The 21,775-nt window shown below is 68.2% G+C and carries 24 protein-coding genes; 6 read left to right on the top strand and 18 right to left on the bottom strand.

The window, feature by feature from the left end; all coding sequences use genetic code 11:
* Nucleotides 1-16 precede the first annotated feature (16 nt).
* The 6 genes from AC3WLC_RS23705 to typA all read right to left on the bottom strand — a co-directional run bounded on the left by AC3WLC_RS23705 (nt 17) and on the right by typA (nt 5,869).
* Entirely contained in the window at nt 17-955 is a 939-nt protein-coding gene (locus AC3WLC_RS23705; RefSeq protein ID WP_493686372.1) for an aldo/keto reductase, read from the bottom strand.
* Between the two features lie 24 nt (nt 956-979).
* Nucleotides 980-1,378 (bottom strand): type II toxin-antitoxin system VapC family toxin, encoded by a 399-nt coding sequence (locus AC3WLC_RS23700; RefSeq protein ID WP_493686371.1) that lies wholly within the window; start codon nt 1,376-1,378, stop codon nt 980-982.
* Nucleotides 1,378-1,623, bottom strand: a complete 246-nt coding sequence (locus AC3WLC_RS23695; RefSeq protein WP_493686370.1) for a type II toxin-antitoxin system VapB family antitoxin — start codon at nt 1,621-1,623, stop codon at nt 1,378-1,380. The genes AC3WLC_RS23700 and AC3WLC_RS23695 overlap by 1 nt, the downstream gene beginning before the upstream one ends.
* Nucleotides 1,620-2,252 (bottom strand): ATP-binding protein, encoded by a 633-nt coding sequence (locus tag AC3WLC_RS23690; protein ID WP_493686369.1) that lies wholly within the window; start codon nt 2,250-2,252, stop codon nt 1,620-1,622. Before AC3WLC_RS23690 ends, AC3WLC_RS23695 begins: the two co-directional genes overlap by 4 nt.
* Nucleotides 2,249-3,811, bottom strand: coding sequence for a putative bifunctional diguanylate cyclase/phosphodiesterase (locus AC3WLC_RS23685; protein ID WP_493686368.1), 1,563 nt, complete (start codon nt 3,809-3,811; stop codon nt 2,249-2,251). Before AC3WLC_RS23685 ends, AC3WLC_RS23690 begins: the two co-directional genes overlap by 4 nt.
* A gap of 234 nt (nt 3,812-4,045) precedes the next feature.
* On the bottom strand, nt 4,046-5,869 hold the full coding sequence (typA, locus tag AC3WLC_RS23680) for a translational GTPase TypA (RefSeq protein WP_493686367.1): 1,824 nt from the start codon (nt 5,867-5,869) through the stop codon (nt 4,046-4,048).
* Nucleotides 5,870-6,063: 194 nt separating this feature from the next.
* Between typA and AC3WLC_RS23675 the strand changes: the two genes are divergently transcribed.
* Nucleotides 6,064-6,522 (top strand): Rrf2 family transcriptional regulator, encoded by a 459-nt coding sequence (locus AC3WLC_RS23675; RefSeq protein ID WP_493686366.1) that lies wholly within the window; start codon nt 6,064-6,066, stop codon nt 6,520-6,522.
* Nucleotides 6,500-7,402 carry an NAD(P)/FAD-dependent oxidoreductase gene (locus tag AC3WLC_RS23670; protein ID WP_493686365.1) on the top strand — a complete coding sequence of 301 codons (903 nt, stop codon included), beginning with the start codon at nt 6,500-6,502 and terminating at the stop codon, nt 7,400-7,402. Before AC3WLC_RS23675 ends, AC3WLC_RS23670 begins: the two co-directional genes overlap by 23 nt.
* Before the next feature lie 7 nt (nt 7,403-7,409).
* On the opposite strand, the gene AC3WLC_RS23665 is transcribed toward AC3WLC_RS23670, so the two are convergent.
* The gene (locus tag AC3WLC_RS23665) at nt 7,410-7,745 is read right to left on the bottom strand and encodes a hypothetical protein (protein WP_493686364.1); all 336 of its coding nucleotides are present in this window, start codon (nt 7,743-7,745) and stop codon (nt 7,410-7,412) included.
* A 71-nt stretch (nt 7,746-7,816) separates the two neighbouring features.
* Nucleotides 7,817-9,070, bottom strand: coding sequence for a TAXI family TRAP transporter solute-binding subunit (locus AC3WLC_RS23660; RefSeq protein ID WP_493686363.1), 1,254 nt, complete (start codon nt 9,068-9,070; stop codon nt 7,817-7,819).
* Nucleotides 9,071-9,200: 130 nt separating this feature from the next.
* On the opposite strand from AC3WLC_RS23660, the gene AC3WLC_RS23655 reads away from it, so the two are divergent.
* The 3 genes from AC3WLC_RS23655 to AC3WLC_RS23645 all read left to right on the top strand — a co-directional run bounded on the left by AC3WLC_RS23655 (nt 9,201) and on the right by AC3WLC_RS23645 (nt 11,932).
* A complete protein-coding gene (locus AC3WLC_RS23655) occupies nt 9,201-9,884 on the top strand; it encodes a phosphoribosylanthranilate isomerase (protein WP_493686362.1) in 684 nt (227 codons plus the stop codon).
* Entirely contained in the window at nt 9,881-11,098 is a 1,218-nt protein-coding gene (gene trpB / locus AC3WLC_RS23650; protein ID WP_493686361.1) for a tryptophan synthase subunit beta, read from the top strand. Before AC3WLC_RS23655 ends, trpB begins: the two co-directional genes overlap by 4 nt.
* Before the next feature lie 96 nt (nt 11,099-11,194).
* Nucleotides 11,195-11,932: an SIMPL domain-containing protein gene (locus AC3WLC_RS23645; protein WP_493686360.1), complete on the top strand. Its 738-nt coding sequence runs from the start codon at nt 11,195-11,197 to the stop codon at nt 11,930-11,932.
* Nucleotides 11,933-11,943: 11 nt separating this feature from the next.
* Here AC3WLC_RS23645 and AC3WLC_RS23640 read toward each other — a convergent pair whose 3' ends face one another.
* Nucleotides 11,944-12,789 (bottom strand): aldo/keto reductase, encoded by an 846-nt coding sequence (locus AC3WLC_RS23640; protein WP_493686359.1) that lies wholly within the window; start codon nt 12,787-12,789, stop codon nt 11,944-11,946.
* 108 nt (nt 12,790-12,897) lie between these two features.
* On the opposite strand from AC3WLC_RS23640, the gene AC3WLC_RS23635 reads away from it, so the two are divergent.
* Nucleotides 12,898-13,731: an alpha/beta hydrolase family protein gene (locus AC3WLC_RS23635; protein ID WP_493686358.1), complete on the top strand. Its 834-nt coding sequence runs from the start codon at nt 12,898-12,900 to the stop codon at nt 13,729-13,731.
* A 10-nt stretch (nt 13,732-13,741) separates the two neighbouring features.
* Here AC3WLC_RS23635 and AC3WLC_RS23630 read toward each other — a convergent pair whose 3' ends face one another.
* From AC3WLC_RS23630 to AC3WLC_RS23590, 9 genes are all read right to left on the bottom strand, one after another.
* The gene (locus AC3WLC_RS23630; protein WP_493686357.1) at nt 13,742-14,155 is read right to left on the bottom strand and encodes a hypothetical protein; all 414 of its coding nucleotides are present in this window, start codon (nt 14,153-14,155) and stop codon (nt 13,742-13,744) included.
* 22 nt (nt 14,156-14,177) lie between these two features.
* A complete protein-coding gene (locus AC3WLC_RS23625) occupies nt 14,178-15,500 on the bottom strand; it encodes a bifunctional folylpolyglutamate synthase/dihydrofolate synthase (RefSeq protein WP_493686356.1) in 1,323 nt (440 codons plus the stop codon).
* A 34-nt stretch (nt 15,501-15,534) separates the two neighbouring features.
* The gene (gene accD, locus AC3WLC_RS23620) at nt 15,535-16,431 is read right to left on the bottom strand and encodes an acetyl-CoA carboxylase, carboxyltransferase subunit beta (RefSeq protein ID WP_493686355.1); all 897 of its coding nucleotides are present in this window, start codon (nt 16,429-16,431) and stop codon (nt 15,535-15,537) included.
* A gap of 128 nt (nt 16,432-16,559) precedes the next feature.
* Complete coding sequence (gene trpA, locus AC3WLC_RS23615) at nt 16,560-17,426, bottom strand: tryptophan synthase subunit alpha (RefSeq protein WP_493686354.1); 867 nt, start codon at nt 17,424-17,426, stop codon at nt 16,560-16,562.
* A gap of 47 nt (nt 17,427-17,473) precedes the next feature.
* Nucleotides 17,474-18,415: a PLP-dependent cysteine synthase family protein gene (locus AC3WLC_RS23610; RefSeq protein WP_493686353.1), complete on the bottom strand. Its 942-nt coding sequence runs from the start codon at nt 18,413-18,415 to the stop codon at nt 17,474-17,476.
* Between the two features lie 82 nt (nt 18,416-18,497).
* The gene (locus AC3WLC_RS23605) at nt 18,498-18,884 is read right to left on the bottom strand and encodes a DUF488 domain-containing protein (RefSeq protein ID WP_493686352.1); all 387 of its coding nucleotides are present in this window, start codon (nt 18,882-18,884) and stop codon (nt 18,498-18,500) included.
* Nucleotides 18,881-19,564, bottom strand: coding sequence for a winged helix-turn-helix transcriptional regulator (locus AC3WLC_RS23600; RefSeq protein WP_493686351.1), 684 nt, complete (start codon nt 19,562-19,564; stop codon nt 18,881-18,883). The genes AC3WLC_RS23605 and AC3WLC_RS23600 overlap by 4 nt, the downstream gene beginning before the upstream one ends.
* 74 nt (nt 19,565-19,638) lie before the next feature.
* On the bottom strand, nt 19,639-20,574 hold the full coding sequence (locus AC3WLC_RS23595; protein WP_493686350.1) for an acetamidase/formamidase family protein: 936 nt from the start codon (nt 20,572-20,574) through the stop codon (nt 19,639-19,641).
* 20 nt (nt 20,575-20,594) lie between these two features.
* Nucleotides 20,595-21,689, bottom strand: coding sequence for a DMT family transporter (locus AC3WLC_RS23590; RefSeq protein WP_493686349.1), 1,095 nt, complete (start codon nt 21,687-21,689; stop codon nt 20,595-20,597).
* Nucleotides 21,690-21,775 lie beyond the last annotated feature (86 nt).

The following is a 21,775-nucleotide window of genomic DNA, read 5'->3' as shown; positions in this document are numbered from 1 at the left end:
GCTCTCGCGGCCGATTTCAGCGCGTGATCGCGTCGATCTCGGCGAGCTCCTCCGGTGTCAGCGCCCAGTCCGCCGCCTTGACGTTGGCGGCGACCTGCTCTGGCTTCGTCGCGCCGGCGATGACGCTGGAGACGACCGGCTGGGCGGCGAGCCAGGAGAAGGCGAGTTCCAGCAGCGTCTTGCCGCGCGCCTCGCAGAAGGCGGCGAGCTTCTCGGTCCTGGCCCAGTTCGCCTCGGTCAGCACCTCGCCGGCGCGCTGCGCCTCGCGAGTCATGCGTGCGCCTTCCGGCATCGGGGCATTGCGCTGGTACTTGCCGGTGAGCAGGCCGTTGGCGAGCGGGAAATAGGGCAGCAACCCCATGCCGAAATGATCGAGAGCCGGGATCAGCTCCTTCTCGGCGCCGCGCACCAGCAGGCTGTACTCGTCCTGCGCCGAGGCGAAGCCTTCGAGGCCGAGCGTCTTCGCGGTCCAATGCGCATCGGCGACCTGCCAGGACGGCAGGTTCGAGCAGCCGATATAGCGGACCTTGCCCTGGCGGACGAGGTCGTCGAGGGCGCGCAGCGTCTCCTCGATCGGCGTCAGCGGGTCGGGCCGGTGCAGCTGGTAGAGGTCGATCCAGTCGGTCTTCATCCGCTTCAGCGAGGCTTCGACCGCCTCGATGATGTAGCGGCGCGAGCCGCCCTTCTTCACGCCGGCGTCGTCCATGTTCATGCCGAACTTGCTGGCGAGCACGATGTCCTTGCGGCGGGCGCCGAGCAGTTCGCCGAGCGCCAGCTCCGAGCCGCCGCGATTGCCGTACATGTCGGCGGTGTCGAACAGGGTGATGCCGTGCTCGATCGCGGCGTCGACGACCTTGCGCGCCGCCTCCAGGTCGATCCGGCCGCCGAAATTGTTGCAGCCGAGGCCGACGAGCGAGACGCGCAGGCCGGAGCGGCCGAGATTGCGGAACTGCATGGAAAACCCCTCTTGGACGGCTGTTCAGGCGAGATCGAGATCGGTGCGGGAGAAGTCGCGGCCCTTGAACAGGATCGGAGCCCCCGCAACGCGGGCGCAAGCATAGGACATGCAGTCGGCGAGATTGAGCTGCGCCGGCGCACCCCGGCCCTTCCCGTAACGCTGGAAGGCGGCGACCGCTTCGCGCGCGATCGCATCGGTGATCGGCATCACCGAGACATCGGCAATATCGAGAAACGCGTCGAAATCGGCTTCGACATCGACCGGGTCTCGCGCCATCCGTGTCGCCAGCACCATGCAGGCTTCGAGGCGCACCAGCGGCGAGGTGAAGCGCGTCTGTGCTCGTTCCAGCTTGGCCGAGAACAGAGCGGCCTCCGGCTCCTTGCACAGGATCGCGACGAAGACGGAGGTGTCGACGAACATCAGCGGGTCCAGAGCGCGTCGCGCTCCTCTTCGCCGACCTCGCGCCCGCCTTTGCCCGCCTTGGCGAGTGCCCGGTCCGCCAGTGCGTCGAGTCGCTCGGCCAGCGGGATTTGCGCTTGCTCGCGCTTCAACTCGGCTTCGAGTGCGCCCACGACGGCGTCCGTGATCGAGACCTTGCGCAGGCTCGCGAGCTTGCTGGCGAGTGCATGGGCTTTGGGATTGCGGATGTTCAGGGGGGAGGTCATCGACACCTTGCGTCTTTACATAATTGTAAATCCGCAAAGAACTCATCGTCAATATGCTTAGTGTCGAAGGGCAGCCAGCCGGCCTTGCCGAGCGCTTCGCCAGCCAGTTCGGCGGGCGTATGACCATCGGTCTCGATGACGATGAAACCCGCGGCATCTTCGCCTGCAATGCGCTTCGCCTGGCGTAACGAGCGCTCGATCTGGGCGTCGCGGCCTGCCCCGACCTCGCGGCGGTCGATGCGCTGGCGCAAGCTCTCGTCGCCGGCGCGCAGGCGCACCACGGTGATGTGGGCCTCGGGGATCGCGGCCAGGATCCAGCGCTTGTCGAATGCGACATGCAGCATCACGCCGGGCATGATCAGGCGGCTGTGGCCGAGGGCGCGATAGGTGCGCCACAGCGCCGCAAGATTGAGCTGGCTGACATCGCGGGCGCCGGGCGCCAGCAGAGCGAGTTCCTCCGCGCCGGGCTTCGGGAAGACGCGGTCGAGCTCATCGCTTTCGATCGCGACATGGGCGATGCCGGCCTCGGCCAGTATCGCGCCCATTTCCCAGCACAGGGTCGATTTGCCGACCCCGGCCGGGCCGGTGATCAGCAGGATCTCGACCGGCTTGGCGATGGCGTCGATCATTGCGCTCCGAGCCGGGCCCGTCCCTCGCGAGCGAGCAGGCGCGCGGCATCGGCGGACAGCAGCTGCGCGGCGTTCTGCCCTTCGCTGACGCCCGAGGCGAGCAGGGCAGCGTCGCCCGGCCCTGCAATGCCGTCGGCGCTGACGGTGACGCCGAGCCCCTGTCCCAGGCCGGCCAGTGCCCGCACCACGCTGGCCGCGTCCTCGTCCTGCATGTTGGAGACGAAGCGGCGGTCGATCTTGACCTTGTCGAAGCCGAATTCCCGGATGTGGTAGAGGTTCGAATAGCCCGTGCCGAAATTGTCGAGAGCGACCCTGACGCCCGCCTGCCGCAAGGAGCCCAGCGCCGCCTTGGCGGCATGCAGGTCATGGACGATGGCGCTCTCGGAGATGTCGATCTCCAGGCGCGCCGGCTGCAGCCCCGCAGCGCCGATCGCCGCGAGGATGCCTTCGCCGAGCGAGCGGTCCTTGAGCTGGGCGGGCAGCACGTCGATCGACAGCATGATGTCGTCGGGCCAGTCGCGCGCCGCCGCGCAGGCGATGTCGAGGATGCGCTTGGCGATGGCGTGGATCAGCCCGGTCTCTTCGGCGACGGGCAGGAAGCGCTCCGGCGGGAAGCGCTCGACTCCATCGACGATCCAGCTCGGCACCGCCTCGAAACCCGTCACCTTACCGCTGGCGAGATCGACCGACGGGCGAAATTGCGGCCTGATCAGGTCCTGCTCCAGCGCTTCGCGCAGCTCCCGTTCCATCTGCTCGCGCTGGCGCACCAGGCGATCCATCTCCTCCTCGAAGAAGCGGAAGGCGGAGCGGCGCTCGCCCTTGGCGCGATAGAGCGCAAGATCGGCCTTGCGCAGCGCCTCCGCCGTCGTCTGCGCGTCGTCGGGCAGGAAGGCGATGCCGATCCCCGTCGCCACCCGATGCTCGACCCGGCCGGTCAGGATCGGCTCGCCCAGGCCGCTGATGATGCGCGTCGCAATGTTCGCGGCGGCCTCCGGCCCCATCAGGTGCTGGGCGAGCAGCACGAACTCGTCGCCGCCCAGGCGCGCGACCAGGTCGCCGTCACGGACTGCGCGCAGCAGATGCTCGGCGACCGCGAGCAGCACCTCGTCGCCGGCATCGTGGCCATAGGTGTCGTTGATCTGCTTGAAGCCGTTGAGATCGAGCAGGAAGACCGCATGCGCCTGCCCCTGGGCCGGCGGTGATGCCGCCGCCATCGCCAGCGCTTCCTCGAACTGGCGGCGGTTGGCAAGGCCGGTGAGCGGGTCCTGATAGGCGAGCTCGCGCGCCCGGCCCTCGGCGGCGATGCGCCGGGCCATCTCGCGCTTCTGCTCCATGTAGCGGCGCGCCGCGAAGATCAGCAGGCCGATCGCCAGCACGCCGCCGAGCAGCAGCGCCTCGTCGAGCTCGACGAGCTTCTGCTCCATCGGCACGCTGCCTTGCGTGACGAAGATGTCGACCTCGAAGGCGATGTAGGCGAGCACCAGCACCACGGCCAGGATCAGGCCGAGATCCTGAATGCTGACGCGGTGTTTCACGATGAAGTTCCAGACCTTGGACAAGGAGGCCTCCCGAACCGCGAGACAGCGCTCATCCCGCCCCGGTCGGCCGCCCAACGCCTTGCCGATCGGACGGTTCCGGCAACCGGCGGATGATCACCGGAAGTCGTTAAGAGAGCGTCTCGGAGGCGAGCCGGCCTTGCCGGGCCACATTCCGCATTGGCAGGCGCTGAGACAAGAACGCGGCCCGAACGAAGTCCGGGCCGCGCATCATCCAGGATATCGGGGCGGGCTGGCTCAGGCCACTTCGGCCTTCTGCTTCTGCGAGCGCTTGCGCTCGTTCGGGTCGAGGATGCCCTTGCGCAGGCGGATCGACTTCGGCGTGACCTCGACGAGCTCGTCATCGTCGATCCAGGCGAGCGAGCGCTCCAGCGTCATCCGGATCGGCGGGGTGAGGCGCACGGCCTCGTCCTTCGACGTCGTGCGGATGTTGGTCAGCTTCTTGCCCTTGAGCACGTTCACTTCGAGGTCATTCTCGCGGGTGTGCTCGCCGACGATCATGCCCTGATAGACCTTCCAGCCGGGCTCGATCATCATCGGGCCGCGGTCTTCGAGGTTCCAGAGCGCGTATGCGACGGCCTCGCCGGTCTCCATCGCGATCAGCACGCCGTTGCGACGCCCGCCGATCTCGCCCTTGTAAGGCAGGTAGTCGTGGAACAGCCGGTTCATGATCGCGGTGCCGCGCGTATCGGTGAGCAGCTCGCCCTGATAGCCGATCAGGCCGCGGGTCGGGGCGTGGAAGACGAGGCGCAGGCGATTGCCGCCGGAGGGGCGCATCTCCAGCATGTCTGCCTTGCGCTCGGACATCTTCTGCACGACGACGCCGGAATGCTCCTCGTCCACGTCGATCACGACCTCCTCGATCGGCTCGAGCAGCTGGCCGGCCTCGTCGCGCTTCAGCACGACGCGCGGACGCGAGACGCCGAGCTCGAAGCCTTCGCGGCGCATGGTCTCGATCAGGATGGCGAGCTGCAATTCGCCGCGGCCGGAGACGATGTAGCTGTCCTTGTCGAAGGCTTCCTCGATCTTCAGCGCGACATTGCCCTCGGCCTCCTTGAACAGGCGGTCGCGGATGACGCGGGTGGTGACCTTGTCGCCCTCGGTGCCGGCGAGCGGGGAATCGTTGACCATGAAGGTCATCGACACCGTCGGCGGATCGATCGGCTGGGCTTTGATCGGGGTATCGATCGACGGATCGCAGAAGGTGTCGGCGACCGAGCCCTTGACCAGACCGGCGATCGAAACGATGTCGCCGGGAATCGCCTCCTCGATCGGGGTGCGCTCCAGCCCACGGAAGGCCAGGATCTTGGTGATGCGGCCGGTTTCGACCGTGGAGCCGTCGCCCGAGAGAACCTTGATGTTCTGGTTCGGCTTGGCCGTGCCCGAGACGACGCGGCCGGTGATGATGCGGCCGAGATAGGGATTGGCCTCGAGCAGCGTGCCGATCATCCGGAACGGCCCCTCCTCGATGCGCGGCTCCGGCACATGCTTCAGGATCAGGTCGTACATCGGCGCCAGGCCCTGGTCCTGCGGGCCTTCCGGCGACGGCGCCATCCAGCCCTGCTTGCCCGAGCCGTAGAGGATCGGGAAGTCGAGCTGCTCGTCGGTGGCGTCGAGCGCGGCGAAGAGGTCGAAGACCTCGTTGATCACCTCGGTGACGCGGGCGTCGGGCTTGTCGACCTTGTTGATCGCGACGATCGGGCGAAGGCCGAGCTTCAGCGCCTTGGAGACCACGAACTTGGTCTGCGGCATCGGGCCTTCGGCGGCGTCGACCAGCACGATCGCCGAGTCGACCATGTTGAGGATGCGCTCGACCTCGCCGCCGAAATCGGCGTGGCCGGGGGTGTCGACGATGTTGATGCGCGTATCCTTCCAGACCACCGAGGTGGCCTTGGCCAGGATGGTGATGCCGCGCTCCTTTTCGAGGTCGTTCGAATCCATCACCCGCTCGGCGACGCGCTGGTTCTCGCGGAAGGCACCGGACTGCTGCAGCAGCTTGTCGACCAGCGTGGTCTTGCCGTGGTCGACGTGGGCGATGATGGCGATATTGCGCATGGACATGCGGGAAGCGGCCTTGGTTCAAGACCGCGAGCCGGCGGGGAAAGCCCGGCCGGCGCAGCCTGTGCGTTGCGTGAATCTGGAATTCGTTGCGCTGCACATAAACGCTGGAGGGCGTTTGGGCAACCGCAACCGGGCGAAGTCCGCGTTCCACGGTATGCTTGACAGGCGCTCAATCATGTAACATTGAAGGTTACATGAAACAGGACAGCCGCCTCTCAGCCACCTTGCACGTGCTGTTGCACATGGCCGATCGCGGCGCCCCGATGACCTCGGAAGAGCTCGCCGCCTGCCTTGGCACCAATCCGGTCGTGATCCGCCGCACCATGGCGGGCCTCAGGGAAACCGGGCTGGTGCATTCGGAAAAGGGGCATGGCGGCGGCTGGACGCTGGCGCGTGCGCTCGATGCGATCACGCTTGGCGACGTCCATCGTGCGCTCGGCGAGCCCGCGCTGATCGCGCTCGGCCATCGCAGCGAGAACCCGCAATGCCTGGTCGAGCAGGCGGTGAACGCTGCGCTGGGCGAGGCCTTCGCCGAGGCCGAGGCGCTGCTCGCCGGCCATTTCGACCGGGTGCGGCTGTCCGATCTCGCGGCGGATTTCAGCCGCCGCTTCGACGAACGGAGACAGGTCCATGCCAAGCACCAAGCCTTATGACGCGATCATCGTCGGCGGCAGTTTCGCCGGACTTTCGGCCGGCCTCCAGCTGGCGCGGGCGCGCCGCCGCATCCTGGTGATCGACGAAGGTCAGCGACGTAACCGCTTCTCCAGCCATTCCCACGGCTTTTTGGCCCAGGACGGGCGCGAGCCGGCGGCGATCGTCGCCGAGGCAAGGGAGCAGCTCCTGGCCTATCCGACCGTGACCTGGCGGGATGCACGGGCGAGCGAGGCCGGAGGCGCGGAAGACGGGTTCAGCGTCGCCGATTCCAGCGGAGGTGAGCACCGAACGCGCCGCCTGCTGCTCGCAACCGGCGTGCGCGACGAGCTGCCCACCATCCCCGGCCTGAGGGAGCGCTGGGGCAAGAGCGTGCTGCATTGCCCCTATTGCGACGGCTACGAGCTCGGCGGCGGCAAGCTCGGCGTGCTGGCGAGCGGTTCGTTCTCGGCCCTGAAGGCGGCGCTCGTCGCCGATTGGGGCGAGGTCACACTGTTCCTCAATGGCGAGGCCGAGCCTGATGCCGAGGCGAGTGCCCTGCTGGAGCGGCGTGGCGTCACAGTCGAGCGCGCACTGGTCGTTGCGGCCGAGGGCGAGGGGACGGCCATGGCTGGCCTGCGCCTCGCCGACGGTCGGCTCGCGCCGGTCAAGGCGCTGTTCGTCGCCGGCGGCATCTGCCCCGCGAGCCCGCTGGCGGAGGACCTCGGCTGCGCCTTTGACGATGGCCCGTTCGGCCCGCTGCTGCGCGTCGATGGCATGAAGCAGACGAGCGTTCGCGGCATCTATGCAGCGGGCGATGCCGCGACCGCCCGGCACAGCGTTGCGCTCGCCGTCGCCGACGGTGTCGTCGCCGGGACCGGCCTGCACATGTCCCTGCTCTAGAGCCGGGTCAGGATCTCCGGCAGGCATAGGGCATGAAGGTCGAGGAGACCCCGGCATTCATGCCCGCCATTACCATGACATTGGCGAAGTTGAGTTCCTCGGCGCTGCGCGGGCAGACGTCGGGCGGATTCTGGCAGCCGGAGGCGATGAAGGCCTCGTTGCCGGACAGGAACTCCGACCCGAGCCCCTTCCTGCCGATGCGCTTGAGCGCCTCGTCATAGGCGCTGCGCCAGCGGTCGCATTTCACCTGCGGCCAGTTTTCGGGCGCCTGGGCCCGAAGTGGGACGGCAGCTGAGAGTGCCAGCAAGGTCCCGAGGGCGAGCGAGGCGAAGGCAGAGGTCATAGGGGTCTCGAAGCTGTCGGAGCGGCCGCGCCATCCGCATGCCCCGCCTTTGCGGCAGGAATAAAGCTTGATCACTCGGCTGCAGTTTCCAGCAGCGCGATGCGCCGCTCGGCTGCGGCACGGCCAAGCTGGTCCATGGCGAAGCGATAGGCGCCGATCCCGCCGGAATCGATGTCGCCGCGCGCATAATTCGCCAGCACCTCGGCGAGGATGGCGTCGGCCTCGCGCTCCATCGCCGCCAGCGCGGGCTCGTCCGCCGCGGTTCGCATTGCGCCGAGCAGGACGACCAGGCGGCTCAGATCCGCCATCGCCCGCTTGCGCCGCGCCGCGCTCTCGACGCCGAACAGGCCGGCCGCGCCGGAGCCGACCAGCGAGAGCGCCATCACGCCGAGATAGAACCAGTCGCCATAGCGCTCGAAGAAGCTCTCCTGCTCGCCGTCGATGAAGGCGGCGGCGCCCGAATGCACGGCGAGCGGCGCATCCTTGTCGGTCTCAGGCGTCTCCAGCCCCTGGATCGCTGGCAGGTCGGTGGCGAGCGTGACACGCAGCGACAGGATGGCGCTGACGAGTTCGCCGACCCTGGCATCGTCGAGCGATTGCGCTGCCATCAGGCGCGAGGTGATCGAGATGCTCGGCAGGTTCTCGGCCGGCACCGGCGGATCGCCGCCGAGCGCGCCGCGGACGATCTCGCCCGACTCGATCGCGTGGTTGCGGGCAGCGAGGGCATCGGCCTCGCGGATCGGGATGATGGTCGGGTGCTCGCCGAAGGCCCGGTGCAAACGCGCGCCGATCTCGGTGACGACGCGGGCGTTGAGCGCATTGACGGCGAAGAGCACGTCGATATGGCCCTCGGCGATGGCGGCCTGGACGTCCTCCGGTCCGAGCGGGACGATCGTCACCTCCTCCGGCTTCACCTCGTATTGCGAGAGCACGAGCTTCAAGAGGTCGAGATTGCCGTTCGGTGCACGCACCACGCCGATGCGCTTGCCGCGCAGGCCGGAGATTCGGTCGGTGCCCAGATCTTTGGAGCCGATGAAGAAGGGGAAGGAGCGGCGGGTGATCAGTGCCGTATCGGCCTTGGCCGGCAGGGCGATGTCGGGCCGGACGATGGCAAGGTCGACCTTGCCGGCATCGATCTTCCTGGCGCTCTCGGCCGAGCCCTCGGTCAGGACGAGACGCAGGCGCACCGGCTTCTTTTCGCGGCTGAGTCCCTGGACCAGGGCGGCGGCAAGCCGGGCATCGTCGGAGCCGAGGGGGCCGACCGCGAGCTTCAGCGTCCTCGGTTGGCTCCACAGATAGACGCCCAACGCGATGAGGCCGGCCATCAGCAGGAACGCCGCCAGACCTGCAAAGAAACGCCGCCCCATTCGTCGCCCGCTTTCGCCCCCGCACGCCCGTTTCGACTGGCATCATGTCACGAGTGCGGCGGGAAGGGCTATGTGCTAGAGCCCCCACATGACCCGTGACGACGCCTTCCCCATCAAGATCTGCGGCCTCTCGACTCCGGAGACGCTGGAGGCGGCGCTCGCCGCGGGTGCCGAGATGATCGGCCTCAATTTCCATCCGAAGAGCCCGCGCTATGTCACGCCGGAGCGGGCGGCCGAGCTCGCTGCGCAGGCACGCGGCAGGACGATCGTCGTCGCGTTGGTCGTCGACTACGAGCCGGAGCAGGCGGCCGAGCTGGCGCGGATCGTGCGGCCGGACTGGATGCAGCTTCATGGCAAGGAGACGCCCGAGCAGGTCGCCGCGATCAAGGCCGCGACAGGCCTGCCGGTGATGAAGGCACTCGGCGTCGCCACGGCTGCCGATCTGGAACAGGTCGCGCGCTATCACGGCATCGCCGACCGCATTCTGCTTGACGCCAAGCCGCCCAAGGACGCCGCCTATCCGGGTGGGCACGGCCGGCCCTTCGACTGGACCTTGCTGAGCAACCTCGACCCGGCTTTCCGCTTCATGCTATCGGGCGGGCTCGATCCGGCGAATGTCGCGAACGCCATCGGCATCGCGAAGCCGGACGGCGTCGACGTCTCCTCCGGGGTCGAAAGCGCACCGGGTATCAAGGATGTCGCGAAGATCGCGGAATTCGTCAGGGCCGCCCGCGCGGCGGCAGAAGACTTGAAGAAGGCAGGCCAGGCATGAACGCGCCGCACACTCCGAACAGCTTCCGGAACGGGCCGGACGAGAATGGCCGTTTCGGCCAGTTCGGCGGCCGCTTCGTCGCCGAGACGCTGATGCCGCTGATCCTCGAGCTGGAGCAGGCCTACAACGCCGCCAAGGCCGACCCCGCCTACCAGGCCGAGATGACGAGCGGGCTGAAGCACTATGTTGGCCGGCCCTCGCCGCTCTATCTCGCCGAGCGGCTGACCGAGCATTTCGGTGGCGCCAAGGTCTATCTGAAGCGCGAGGAATTGAACCACACCGGCTCGCACAAGGTTAACAATGTGCTCGGCCAGATCCTGCTCGCCCGGCGCATGGGCAAGAAGCGGATCATCGCCGAGACCGGCGCCGGGCAGCACGGCGTCGCCACCGCGACGCTCTGCGCCCGCTACGGCCTTGAATGCATCGTCTATATGGGCGCGGTCGACGTCGCCCGGCAGGCGCCGAACGTCTTCCGCATGCAGATGCTGGGCGCGACCGTCATTCCCGTCGAATCCGGCACCAAGACGCTGAAGGATGCGATGAACGAGGCGCTGCGCGACTGGGTGACCAATGTCGCGACGACCTTCTACTGCATCGGCACCGTCGCCGGCCCGCATCCGTACCCAGCGATGGTGCGCGACTTCCAGTCGATCATCGGCAAGGAGACGCGCGAGCAGATGCAGGAGATGGAAGGCCGCCTGCCGGATTCGCTGATCGCCTGTATCGGCGGCGGCTCCAATGCAATGGGCTTGTTCCACCCCTTCCTCGATGATCCCAGCGTCGAGATCTACGGCGTCGAGGCCGCCGGCCACGGCATCCCGTCGGGCCTGCACGCGGCTTCGCTGACCGGCGGGCGCCCGGGCGTGCTGCACGGCAACCGCACCTATCTGCTGATGAACGAGGACGGGCAGATCAACGACGCCCATTCGATCTCGGCCGGGCTCGACTATCCCGGCATCGGCCCGGAGCACTCCTGGCTGCACGATATCGGCCGCGCCACCTATCTCTCGGCGACGGACGAGGAGGCACTCGAGGCCTTCCAGCTGATCTCGAAGCTCGAAGGCATCATCCCGGCGCTGGAATCGGCGCATGCGCTGGCGCGGGTCGCCGAGCTCGCCCCGAAGAAGCCGAAGGACCATCTGATGGTCGTCAACCTCTCCGGCCGCGGCGACAAGGACATCCCGCAGGTGGCGGAGATTCTGGCATCGCGGTGACGCGCGGCGTCGTGATACTGCCCCAATAGGTTGCGCATGGTCGCGTCGCGGAAGCGGCGCGCGCTTTCGCGGACTATTGCCCAGCGAAGGACGATCATGTCGAAGACCAAGAAGGCCCTGCTCATCGCCGCGCTCGCGGCGCTCGCCGCTCCCGTGCACGCCCAGACCGCGGGGCCGCTGGCGCCGGCGGAAGGCATCGTGATCCAGACCACCGGCGAAGTCCGGGTGAGGCCCGATCTCGCCACCGTCCATGCCGGCGTGGTCAGCGAGGGCAAGACCGCGGCTGAGGCGCTGTCGAAGAACACCCCGGCGCTGGCCAAGCTGATCGAGGCGGTGAAGGCCGCCGGCGTCGCCCAGGGCGACCTCTCGACCTCGCAGATCGCGCTTACGCCGCGGATGACGCAGCCTTCCTCCTCGTCCTCGCCGCAGCCGCGTGCGCCGAAGATCGATGGCTACGAGGCGCGCACCGGCATCACTGTAATCGTGCGCGACATCGCCAAGGCCGGCCCGCTGATCGATGCGCTGGTCGCCGCCGGCGCCAACGACATGTCCGGCATCAGCTTCGGCCTCGCCGACGAGGACAAGGCCAAGGACCAGGCCCGCGACAAGGCGGCGGAAGCGGCGCGCGCCCGGGCTGAGATCTATGCCAAGCGCCTCGGCGTCAAGGTCGGCGAGCTCGTCTCGATCGTCGAGGCCGAGGCCGAGCCGCCGGTGCGCCCGATGGGCGATGTCAGGGCCTACCGCATGGCCGCCGCTGGCGCGCCGGTCTCGGTCGAGCCGGGCGAGGTCACTGTCAGCGCTGCCCTGCGCACGGTCTGGCGAATCGAGAAGTAGGCTGAAGACAGCTAAAGCATCGGCAGCCCGCGCGGTTTCGGACCGCGCGGGAAGGCTGCATCGAGCCGGGCGATCTCGTCGTCGCTGAGCCGAAGCTCCAGCGCGCCGGCATTGTCCTGCGCATGGCTGGCTTTCGCCGCCTTCGGGATCGCGAAGACGCCGGGACTGCGCGTCAGGAAGCCGAGCGCGACTTGGCGCGAACTCGCACCATGAGCCGCCGCGATCTCGGCCAAGACCTTGCCCTGCGGCGAGCCTTCTTCCGGAAAATCATCCTGCCCGAACGGGCTGTAGGCGGTGACGGCGATGCCGTTGCGCTCGCACCAGGGGATTACCGCGTGTTCGATCGCCCGCTCGCGCAGGTGATAGAGTACCTGGTTGCAGGAGATCCTGCCCGAACCGGCGACGCGCAGCGCCTCGTCGAGATCGGCGACGTCGAAATTGCTGACGCCCCAGGACAGGATCTTGCCCTCGGCCCTGAGCTCCTCGAAGGCTGCGAAGGTCTCGGCCAGCGGGTATGAGCCGCGCCAATGCAGCAGATAGCAGTCGAGGCGGTCGGTCTTGAGCCGGCGCAGAGACTGCTCGCAGGCCTTGCGCGTGCCGGCCTTCGAGGCGTTGTGCGGCAGCACCTTCGAGACCAGGAAGACCTCGTCGCGTCGCCCGGCGAGCGCCTCGCCGGTGATCTCCTCGGCGCGGCCATCGGCATACATCTCGGCGGTATCGATATGGGAGAGGCCGAGGTCGAGCCCGCGCCGCAGCGCCGCGATGGCCTCGCTGCGGGGCGAGCGCTCGATGTTCCAGGTGCCCTGGCCGATCCGCGAGACCGCGGGGCTGCCCTTGCCGAATGCCGCTGTCGTCATGGGCACGATCCTAGCGGTCATGCTCGGGCAAGGCCATGCCGGGCGTGTCCTTGTCGTCACCCGCGGAAGCTGCGATCCATTGGAGACGTCGCGGCTGGGGAGCTGATCATGCGCAGGATCGTTGCAGCGTTGGCTTCGGCCGGCTTGATCGCCCTGCTCACGATTCCCGCGGCGGTGGCCGAAACGGTCGAGGCGCTGCAGGCGCGCGTCGACGACCGGCAGATCGCCGTCTACGTGCATAGGCCGGCGGGATCCGGTCCCTTCCCTGTTCTGGTGCTGTCGCATGGCAGCCCGCGCGATGCGGCCGGACGGGCGGAGTTCGGCAAGGGCACGCTCGCCGCGGTCGCGCGCCATTTCACCGCGCGTGGCGTCATGGTCGCCGTGCCGATCCGGCGCGGCTATGGGACGGAGGGCGGCGCCTGGGCCGAAGGCTATGGCGCCTGCGACCGGGCCGAGTTCCATCGCGCCGGGCTGAACAGCGCGCGTGACATTCGCGCGGCGCTCGATGCGGTGCTGGCCCGGCCGGAAGCCGATCAGCGCCGCGTCGTGCTGATGGGGGTGTCGGCAGGCGGCTGGGGCTCGCTCGCAGCCGCCTCGCAATCCGTCCCCGGCCTGCTCGGCGTCGTCAATTTCGCGGGTGGGCGCGGCTCGCTGAAAGCAGGCGAGGTCTGCTCTCCGGATGCGCTTGTCTCCGCCGCCGCACGCTATGGCAGCGGCTCACGCGTGCCGCAGCTCTGGCTCTACAGCAGCAATGACCGCTTCCTCGGCCCGGAGATCGCCAGCCGATTGCACCGCGCCTTCCAGGAGGCGGGAGGCCGGGCCGAGTTCGTCGCGGCGCCGCCCTTCGGCGAGGACGGGCATCGCTATATCCGCGCGATCGACCAATGGCGCGGCAAGGTCGACGGCTTCCTGGCGGGGGTAGGCTTCACCGGCCGCCGCTGAGGGCCTGGTCTCAGCGGACCTCGACCTCATAGCGGCCATGGCGGATCTCGCCATCGGAATAGCGCACGCGCACCTCGAAAGCGTCGCGGCCGCGATAATCGGGGTCGGAGGTGTATTCAAAGGCGAGCGCCTTGCCGACCTTGCCGTCGCAATGCTCGTAAGCGCCCGGGCCATAGACAGCCGCCGCCTTGCGGGTCAGCATCCGGACGCTGCCATGTTGCGGCTTCTGGGTCAGCACGGCGGTCGGCCGCTTCACCTGCCGGCAACGCTTGTCCATGGTCATGTAAGTCTGCTGCATGAAGGTCGGCTCACCCGCGACCGCGCGGTCGACGCCGTCAGCGCCCTTGTCGCCCGAGGTCACGCAACCGCCGAGCGCCCCGCAGAGCAGGATCAGCCCGAGCGTCGTCAATTCGGAGATCGGCATGGCGCTTCTCGTCGCGGATGGGTCAAACCGGCGGCGTGCCGTTGGCCGCCAGCACCTCGCCGGCGAGGTAGAGCGAGCCGCAGATCAGGATACGCGGCGGGGCCTTCCAGTCGCGCCGGGCGATCTCCATCAACGCCTGCTCGACCGAGCCCGCGACTTCGGCCTTCAAACCCGCCTCGCGTGCGAGCGCCGCCACCTCTTCGGCCGTGCGCGCCGCGAGCTGGTTCTGCATGGAGACGGCGAACAGCACCTGCGCCAGCCCCTTGAAATGGCCGAGCGTGGCGCGCGCATCCTTGGTCGCGAGCAGGCCGGCGATCATCACCAGCGGGGCCGGGTTCTTCTCCTCGAGATCGGCCATGGCCTGGGCGAGGACGCGCCCGCCATCGGGGTTGTGGCCGCCATCGAGCCAGAGCTCGGCTCCGGCCGGCGCGAGCTCGGCGAGCTTGCCGCGCGCCAGTCTCTGCAGGCGGGCCGGCCACTCGGCCTCGGTCATGCCGCGCTCGAACGCGGAGGCCGGCAGGCGGCCATAGCCGGCGGCGCGCAGGGCCGCGATCGCGGTGCCGGCATTGATGTGCTGATGACGCCCCGCGAGGCGCGGTAGCGGCAGGTCGAGCAGGCCGTCGCCATCCTCATAGACCAGCCGCCCGCCGTCCTCATGGACGTTGAAGTCCTGCAGGCCGACCAGGAGCTTCGAGGCTCCGACGCGCTCGGCCGCGGCTTCGAGCACTGCTGTCGGCTCCGGCTCCTGCGGCGCGATCACCGCCGGGGCGCCGCGCTTGAAGATTCCGGCCTTCTCGCCGGCGATCTTGGTGACGGTGTCGCCGAGATACTCGGAATGGTCGAGCGAGACCGGCGTCACCACCGTGCAGGCGGGGTGGTCGATGACGTTGGTCGCGTCGAAGCGTCCGCCGAGCCCGACCTCGAGCAGCACGACATCGGCCTTGTGCTCGGAGAAGAGCAGGAAGGCGGCCGCGTTGGTGATCTCGAAGAAGGTGATGGGATCGCCGGCATTGGCCTTCTCGCAGCGCTCCAGCGCATCGACCAGCAGGGCTTCGTCGACGAAGCGCCCGCCCCCCGGCTGGCCCAGCCGGATGCGCTCATGGAAGCGCACCAGATGCGGCGAAGTATAGACATGGACGCAGAGGCCAGCCGCTTCGAGGATCGCCCGCATGAAGGCGATGGTCGAGCCCTTGCCGTTGGTGCCGGCGACATGGATCACCGGCGGCAGCTTCTTCTGCGGGTCACCCAGCCGCTCCAGCAGGCGCAATATGCGCCCGAGCGAGAGGTCGATCAGCTTGGGATGCAGCGCGAGGAAGCGCGCCAGCAAAAGGTCGGATGTGCTCATGCGGACACCGGCCTCCCGGCCGGGGTGGAGGCGGTCAGGCAGCGGCCGGCTGCGGCTCGGGTTCCGGTGCGTTCACGGCCGGGAGCGGCTGCTTGGTCAGCAGACGGCCGAGCCGCGCCAGTGTCGCCGGAATATCGTGGCGATGCACGACCATGTCGACCATGCCGTGCTCCTTGAGATACTCGGCGCGCTGGAAGCCGTCCGGCAGCTTCTCGCGGATCGTCTGCTCGATCACACGCGGGCCGGCGAAGCCGATGAGGGCGCCGGGCTCGGCGATATGGACGTCGCCCAGCATGGCGTAGGATGCGGTGATGCCGCCGGTCGTCGGATCGGTGAGCACTACGAAATAGGGCAGTTTCGCTGCCTTCAGGCGCCGCACGGCCACGGTCGTGCGCGGCATCTGCATCAGCGACAGGATGCCCTCCTGCATGCGCATGCCGCCGCCGCAGGCGAACACGACCAGAGGCGTCTTCTTCTCCAGCGCCGTCTCGGCGGCCTTGATGAAGGCCTCGCCGGCGGCCATGCCGAGCGAGCCGGCCATGAAGTGGAAGTCCTGCACCGCGACCGTCATCGGCAGGCCTTTGACACGGCCATAGCCGACCTTGATCGAGTCCGTTGCGCCAGTCTTGGCGCGGGCGTCCTTGATCCGGTCGGTGTAGCGCTTCTCGTCGCGGAACTTCAGCGGGTCGGCCACCGCCTCCGGCAGGGCGACGTCGATCCACTTGCCTTCGTCGAAGGTCAGCCGCAGGCGATCCTGGGCGGCGACGCGCATGTGATGGTCGGAGCCGGGAATGACGAAGCCGTTGGCCTCGACATCCTTGTGGAAGACCATCTGCCCGGAATCCGGGCACTTGATCCAGAGATTCTCCGGGGTCTCGCGCTTGAACAGCGTCTTGATGCGCGGACGGACGACTTCGGAAATCCAGTTCATCGGATCATCCTTGAATTACGTAAGCCGCGAACGGCTCAGGCCGCAGCCGAGCATGATGCCGAAAAGTGCGAAGCGGTTTTCGGACGACATCATGCTCTCACCAAAAGTTGGAGAGACGGATTCACGCCTCAGGCTGAAATAGCCTGAGGCGATCCGGCTCTCGCGACCGAGCGGACGCCGGCCGCGAGCTCGGCGACCAGCGAGGTGACAGCCGAAACCGTCTTTTCCGTGGCCTTGCCATCGGCGTCGAGCGAGAGCCGGACCCGCTCGACCAGGGCCGAGCCGACGACGACGCCGTCTGCGCCCTTGGCGATCGCGATCGCATCCTCTGGCGTCTTGACGCCGAAACCGACCGCGACGGGAAGCTCGGTATGCTGCTTGATGCGGGCGACCGCCGCACCGACCGCGTCATAGTTCGCGATCGCGCCGCCGGTCACGCCGGTCATCGAGACATAGTAGACGAAGCCCGAGGTGTTCTGCAGCACGCGCGGCAGGCGCTTGTCGTCGGTGGTCGGCGTCGCCAGACGGATGAAGCTGACGCCCGCGGCGAGCGCCGGCAGGCAGAGCTCCGCGTCCTCTTCCGGCGGCAGGTCGACGACGATCAGCCCGTCGATGCCGGCGGCGCGGGCATCCCCAAGGAAGGCGTCGACGCCATAGGCCCAGATCGGGTTGTAATAGCCCATCAGCACGATCGGCGTGTCGTGGCCGGCCTTGCGGAAGGCGGTGACCATGGCGAGCGTCTTGCGCAGCGTCTGCCCGGCCTTGAGCGCGCGCTGGCCCGCGAGCTGGACCGGTACCCCGTCCGCCATCGGATCGGTGAAGGGCACGCCGAGCTCGATGATGTCGGCACCGGCCGCCGGCAAGGCGTTCAGGATCGCGCTGCCGGTGTCGAAATCGGGGTCGCCGGCGGTGACGTAGGTCACCAGCGCGGCGCGGCCCGCCGCGGCGCAGGCGGCAAAGCGGGCTTGGATGCGGGCTTGTCCAGTCTCGGTCATGCCGGAGCGGTTAGCATGGCCGCGCTCGGCTGGCGAGAGGGGCCGGTTCAGGCCGTGGCGGCGAGGGCGGCGCGGTAGCTGCCGAAATACTTCATGCCGGTGTCGCACATCACGCTGACCACGGTTGCTCCCGGTCCGAGATGCTCGGCCAGCCGCAAGGCGGCGATGACATTGGCGCTGGTCGAGAGTCCGGCGAACAGGCCTTCCTCGCGCGCCAGCCGGAGCGCCATCGCCCGCGCTTCCTCGGTCGAGACCCGCTCGATCGCATCGGCGGCATCGTCCTGCCAGAGCGGCACGACGAAGCCGGCGCCGATGCCGTCGATCTTGTGCGCGCCGGGCGCGCCGCCTGACAGCACCGGCGATTCCGCCGGCTCGACCGCGGCGATGCGGATGCTGTCCTTGCGGTCCCGCAGGCCGGCGGCGATGCCGGCCAGCGAAGCGGCGGTGCCGACGCTCTGGACGAAGCCATCGATCTGCCCGCCCGTCTGTTCCCAGATCTCCGCCGCCATCGTCTCATAGGCGGAAAGCTGGTCGCGGTTCTTCATCTGGTCGGTCCAGAAGGCGCCGGTCTCCCTGGCGATCACGCCGGCCGTCGCGATCATGTCGCGGGTCAGTTTCTCCGTCATCCTGCCGCTCTCGCTCGGGATGACCGTCATCTTCGCGCCGAGGATCGCCATATGGTCCAGCTTCTCGCGGGCGAAAGCGTCGGAGGTGACGATGTGGAGCGGGTGGCGCTTGACTGCGCAGACCAGCGCCAGCGAGACCCCGGTGCTGCCGCCGGTATACTCGACCACGGCCCCGCCGGGCTTCAGGCGCCCGTCAGCCTCGGCCGCCTCGATCATGGCGAGCGCCATCCGATCCTTCATGCTGCCGGTCGGGTTCTCGCTTTCGAGCTTGAGCAGGATGCGGGCGCCGTTGGTCGGCACGACATGGCGCAGCGGGACGAGTGAGGTCCTGCCGATGCTGTCGAGAACGGTTTGTTCGGTCATGCCGCGGTCCTTCCAGGTGAGAGGCTTTTCCACCTTCTCGCCTGAAAACCCGATCCGGTCAGGTCCGGAATCCGGACCGTGTTCAGGCGAACTTGGCGCCGCGCTCGGCCAGCAGCGCTCGCAGCACCGAGCGATGGCAATGGGCCTCGTTCTCGCAATAGCAGCCGACCGAGAAGTCGCTCGCATGCGACAGCGTCGCCAGCAGGTCGAGCGCATGACGCGGCACCGGCTCCGCCATCTCGGCCTTGAAGGCGCGGGTGAAGCCGGCCCAGTCCTTCTCGCTCTCGGCGGCCTTGGCCTGCGCCATCAATTCAGGGGTCGGCGACAGCACCGGGAACCAGACATCGAACCAGTTCTCGCTGGCATAGCGTTCCTTCGGCACGCCGCGCGGCACCCGCCGGACCGTGCCGATCCGCGTGCCCTCGTCAGGGTCGCGCTCTGTGCCGAGGCGGACGACGCGGACGCTCATGCGCTTGCCCTTTCATCGCGATGGGCCGGCGCGACGCCGGCGAAGAGATAGAGCTCGAACCAGCCGGGAAAGGCCCGGATCAGCTCACGCGGCCCGGAGAGCGACAGGCCGAGCCGGCCGCTTCCGGCGAAGCTGACATCGCCGCGCCACCAGGCGACCAGTGCCGAGAGCGGGCCGCGCAGGGTGAGCGCTTCCGGAAAGCCCGGGTTCTGGCTGCAAAACGAAGCTTCCGTGCGCTTGAGGAGCAGGAAACGAACGGGGTAGCCGACGATCTCGAAGCGAATGACGAGCGGTTCGTCCGGCAGCGCCGCGAAGCGCACGCGCCGCTGCATGTCGACCAGCAGCGGCTCGAGGTCGAGGTCTTCCTGCTCGGCATGGCGCAGCAGCCAGCGTTGGCCCCAGACGCCCATCGCCTTGACCAGTTCGGCGAGTTCCTGCCCCGCTTCGGTCAGCGCGTATTCCGGGCCGGCCGTCCCCTCGCTGCGGTGGAGGGCGCCGGCCTGGACCAGCACCTGCAGCCGCTCCGACAGCATCGTCTTGGAGATGCGGGGGATGCCGCGGCGGATGTCGTTAAAGCGGCCGCTGCCGCAGAGGATTTCGCGCACGATCAGGAGCGTCCAGCGTCCGCCGAGCGTCTCATGGGCGCGCGCCATCGCGCAGAACTGGCCGTAGCTGGTCATGGCGCCAGCCTAGCACGACGCAGCGGCAAAAGCGGTCCGAAATCCGGACCGCAAGATCGCTTCGAGCCGAGGCGTTACGCCACCAGGCTCTTCGGCAGCATGCAGTGAATGCCCTTTGAGCCGTTGACCGTCTGGGTCACCCTGAGGTCGGCGGCGAGGCTGCAGAGCATATAGGCCTCGTCCCGCGTCAGCTTCGTCCTGGAGGTGATCAGGTCGATCATCTCGCGCAGCGCGTTCTGCGCACAGACGTCGAGGTCGGGGTCGATGCCCATGGTGATGTGGTGGCTCTTCGTCTCCGCCCGCGGCATGGCGAAGGAGAGGTCCTCGCGCAGATGGAATTCGAAGGTGCCTTCCAGCGCCGTCTCGATCGCGGTGATGCAGACCTCGCCATCGCCCTGCGCGCCATGGCCGTCGCCGCAGGAGAACAGCGCGCCCTCGACGAAGACAGGCAGATAGAGCGTCGCGCCGGCGCCGAGTTCCTTGTTGTCGATATTGCCGCCGAAGGCGCGCGGGATCAGCGAGGTCACCCGGCCCCAATGCGCCGGCGGTGCGGTGCCCATCACCCCGAAGAACGGCGCCAGCGGCAGCTCCATGCCCCAGGGCAGGTTGGCGACGTTGCGCTCGCGGTCGAGATGGATGTAGCGGAAGGCGTGATAGTCGAACTCGTCCGGCAGTGTGCCGCCGAGCGGGCGGAACATGGTGTAGCCGAAATCGGTGCGCGGCCTGACGCTCCGGATCTGCACCTCCAGCACCTGGCCGGGCCTGGCGCCCTTCACCGCGATCGGACCGGTGAGGATATGGCCGGGCACCATGCGCTCGGCTTTCTCATGGATCTCGTGGATTTCCGGCGGGATCGTCGCATTGCCCTCGGGCAGATGCGCAGCGCCGCCGGTGACGGTGCGGATGGTGACGCTGTCGCCGCTCTCGATCTCCAGCACCGGCTTCAGCCCGGCGTCGAAATAGCCCCAATGGCAGGTGGCAAGGGAAGCTTCGAGCTGGTGATGCGCCATGGTCTGGTCTCGTTCGTCGGTCAGGGCGGAGATGAGAGGTCGGAGCCGGGGCGGCCGCGGGCGTTGCGGCGCATGGTGTAGAGCGTCGCGCCGATGACGATGGCGGCGCCGATGAGCGTCGTCAGTGACGGCACTGCCGAGAAGAAGACGAAACCGGTGAAACCGGCCAGGATCAGGCGGCTGAAATCGAGCGGCGCGAGGGCAGCGGCCTCGCCGACCTGATAGGCCTTGGTGATCAGCCATTGCCCGGCCGTGCCGAACAGGCTGAGCAGCAGCAGCCAGAACCATTGTTCTGATGTCGGCCAGACCCAGAGAGCCCAGGCCGGCCAGGCGAGCACGACCATCAGGACGAGGCCCTGATAGATCAGGATCGTCTCGGTGCGCTCGCTGGTGCCGAGGATGCGCACGCTGATGGTGATGCCGGCGCCGAACAGCGCGCCGCCGAGCGACATCAGCGCCCAGACGTTCAAGCCCTCGCTGGAGGGATTGAGCATGATCAGCACGCCGACGAAGCCGAGGATGGTCGCGACCCAGCGCGCCGCATCGACGCGTTCCTTCAGGATCAGCACGGCGGCGACGGTGACGAACAGCACCTGGCTGAAGCTGATCGCCGTCGCCTGGGCGAGCGGGATGTAGAGCAGGGCGCTGAAGCCGCACAGCATCGAGGCCAGCGTGATCAGGCCGCGGAAGATCTGCAGGCCCGGCCGGTCCGTCTTCAGGGCGAGCGGCAGGCTGCGGCCGGCGATGACAAGGACCACCGTGCTCATGATGATCTGGCGGATCATCAGCGTCTCGATCAGCGGGATCGCCGTGCCCAGATGCTTGAAGGCGCCGACCATCACCGCGTAGACCAGCAGCGCGGTGATCATGTAGACCGTGCCGCGCAGGTTCGGGCTCGCCCGGCGCCACCACAGGCGGCTGCGATTGCGGCGCGCAGCGAGCCAACCCTCGCGGGACGGGGTGGAGAGGACCGGCGGCAGCGGCCGTTCAGGCGGGCGCGATTCCGGAGGTTCCGGTGGACTGCCGTCCTCGTCTGTGGCGGCGGGCAGCGCCTCGGCCAAGCCGATGGCCTCGCTGCCGCGACCCGTCGCTTCCGAAAGGCGGTCTTCGCTCATGGCTGCCCCGAGCCGGGCGGAAGACGCCGACGGCCTATCAGATATCTGCAGGACCGCAACTGTCGTCGATTTTTCGACCGTTCGTC

Source organism: Allobosea sp. GW821-FHT03A12 (assembly GCF_058986765.1).
This window is presented reverse-complemented; position numbering and strand designations above follow the sequence as displayed.

Excerpts from the sequence above, each read along its gene's own strand:
- AC3WLC_RS23705 (WP_493686372.1), bottom strand. The coding sequence starts at position 955 with ATGCAGTTCCGCAATCTCGGCCGCTCCGGCCTGCGCGTCTCGCTCGTC.
- AC3WLC_RS23700 (WP_493686371.1), bottom strand. The coding sequence starts at position 1,378 with ATGTTCGTCGACACCTCCGTCTTCGTCGCGATCCTGTGCAAGGAGCCG.
- AC3WLC_RS23695 (WP_493686370.1), bottom strand. The coding sequence starts at position 1,623 with ATGACCTCCCCCCTGAACATCCGCAATCCCAAAGCCCATGCACTCGCC.
- AC3WLC_RS23690 (WP_493686369.1), bottom strand. The coding sequence starts at position 2,252 with ATGATCGACGCCATCGCCAAGCCGGTCGAGATCCTGCTGATCACCGGC.
- typA (WP_493686367.1), bottom strand. The coding sequence starts at position 5,869 with ATGTCCATGCGCAATATCGCCATCATCGCCCACGTCGACCACGGCAAG.
- AC3WLC_RS23675 (WP_493686366.1), top strand. The coding sequence starts at position 6,064 with ATGAAACAGGACAGCCGCCTCTCAGCCACCTTGCACGTGCTGTTGCAC.
- AC3WLC_RS23670 (WP_493686365.1), top strand. The coding sequence starts at position 6,500 with ATGCCAAGCACCAAGCCTTATGACGCGATCATCGTCGGCGGCAGTTTC.
- AC3WLC_RS23665 (WP_493686364.1), bottom strand. The coding sequence starts at position 7,745 with ATGACCTCTGCCTTCGCCTCGCTCGCCCTCGGGACCTTGCTGGCACTC.
- AC3WLC_RS23660 (WP_493686363.1), bottom strand. The coding sequence starts at position 9,070 with ATGGCCGGCCTCATCGCGTTGGGCGTCTATCTGTGGAGCCAACCGAGG.
- AC3WLC_RS23655 (WP_493686362.1), top strand. The coding sequence starts at position 9,201 with ATGACCCGTGACGACGCCTTCCCCATCAAGATCTGCGGCCTCTCGACT.
- trpB (WP_493686361.1), top strand. The coding sequence starts at position 9,881 with ATGAACGCGCCGCACACTCCGAACAGCTTCCGGAACGGGCCGGACGAG.
- AC3WLC_RS23645 (WP_493686360.1), top strand. The coding sequence starts at position 11,195 with ATGTCGAAGACCAAGAAGGCCCTGCTCATCGCCGCGCTCGCGGCGCTC.
- AC3WLC_RS23640 (WP_493686359.1), bottom strand. The coding sequence starts at position 12,789 with ATGACGACAGCGGCATTCGGCAAGGGCAGCCCCGCGGTCTCGCGGATC.
- AC3WLC_RS23635 (WP_493686358.1), top strand. The coding sequence starts at position 12,898 with ATGCGCAGGATCGTTGCAGCGTTGGCTTCGGCCGGCTTGATCGCCCTG.
- AC3WLC_RS23630 (WP_493686357.1), bottom strand. The coding sequence starts at position 14,155 with ATGCCGATCTCCGAATTGACGACGCTCGGGCTGATCCTGCTCTGCGGG.
- AC3WLC_RS23625 (WP_493686356.1), bottom strand. The coding sequence starts at position 15,500 with ATGAGCACATCCGACCTTTTGCTGGCGCGCTTCCTCGCGCTGCATCCC.
- accD (WP_493686355.1), bottom strand. The coding sequence starts at position 16,431 with ATGAACTGGATTTCCGAAGTCGTCCGTCCGCGCATCAAGACGCTGTTC.
- trpA (WP_493686354.1), bottom strand. The coding sequence starts at position 17,426 with ATGACCGAGACTGGACAAGCCCGCATCCAAGCCCGCTTTGCCGCCTGC.
- AC3WLC_RS23610 (WP_493686353.1), bottom strand. The coding sequence starts at position 18,415 with ATGACCGAACAAACCGTTCTCGACAGCATCGGCAGGACCTCACTCGTC.
- AC3WLC_RS23605 (WP_493686352.1), bottom strand. The coding sequence starts at position 18,884 with ATGAGCGTCCGCGTCGTCCGCCTCGGCACAGAGCGCGACCCTGACGAG.
- AC3WLC_RS23600 (WP_493686351.1), bottom strand. The coding sequence starts at position 19,564 with ATGACCAGCTACGGCCAGTTCTGCGCGATGGCGCGCGCCCATGAGACG.
- AC3WLC_RS23595 (WP_493686350.1), bottom strand. The coding sequence starts at position 20,574 with ATGGCGCATCACCAGCTCGAAGCTTCCCTTGCCACCTGCCATTGGGGC.
- AC3WLC_RS23590 (WP_493686349.1), bottom strand. The coding sequence starts at position 21,689 with ATGAGCGAAGACCGCCTTTCGGAAGCGACGGGTCGCGGCAGCGAGGCC.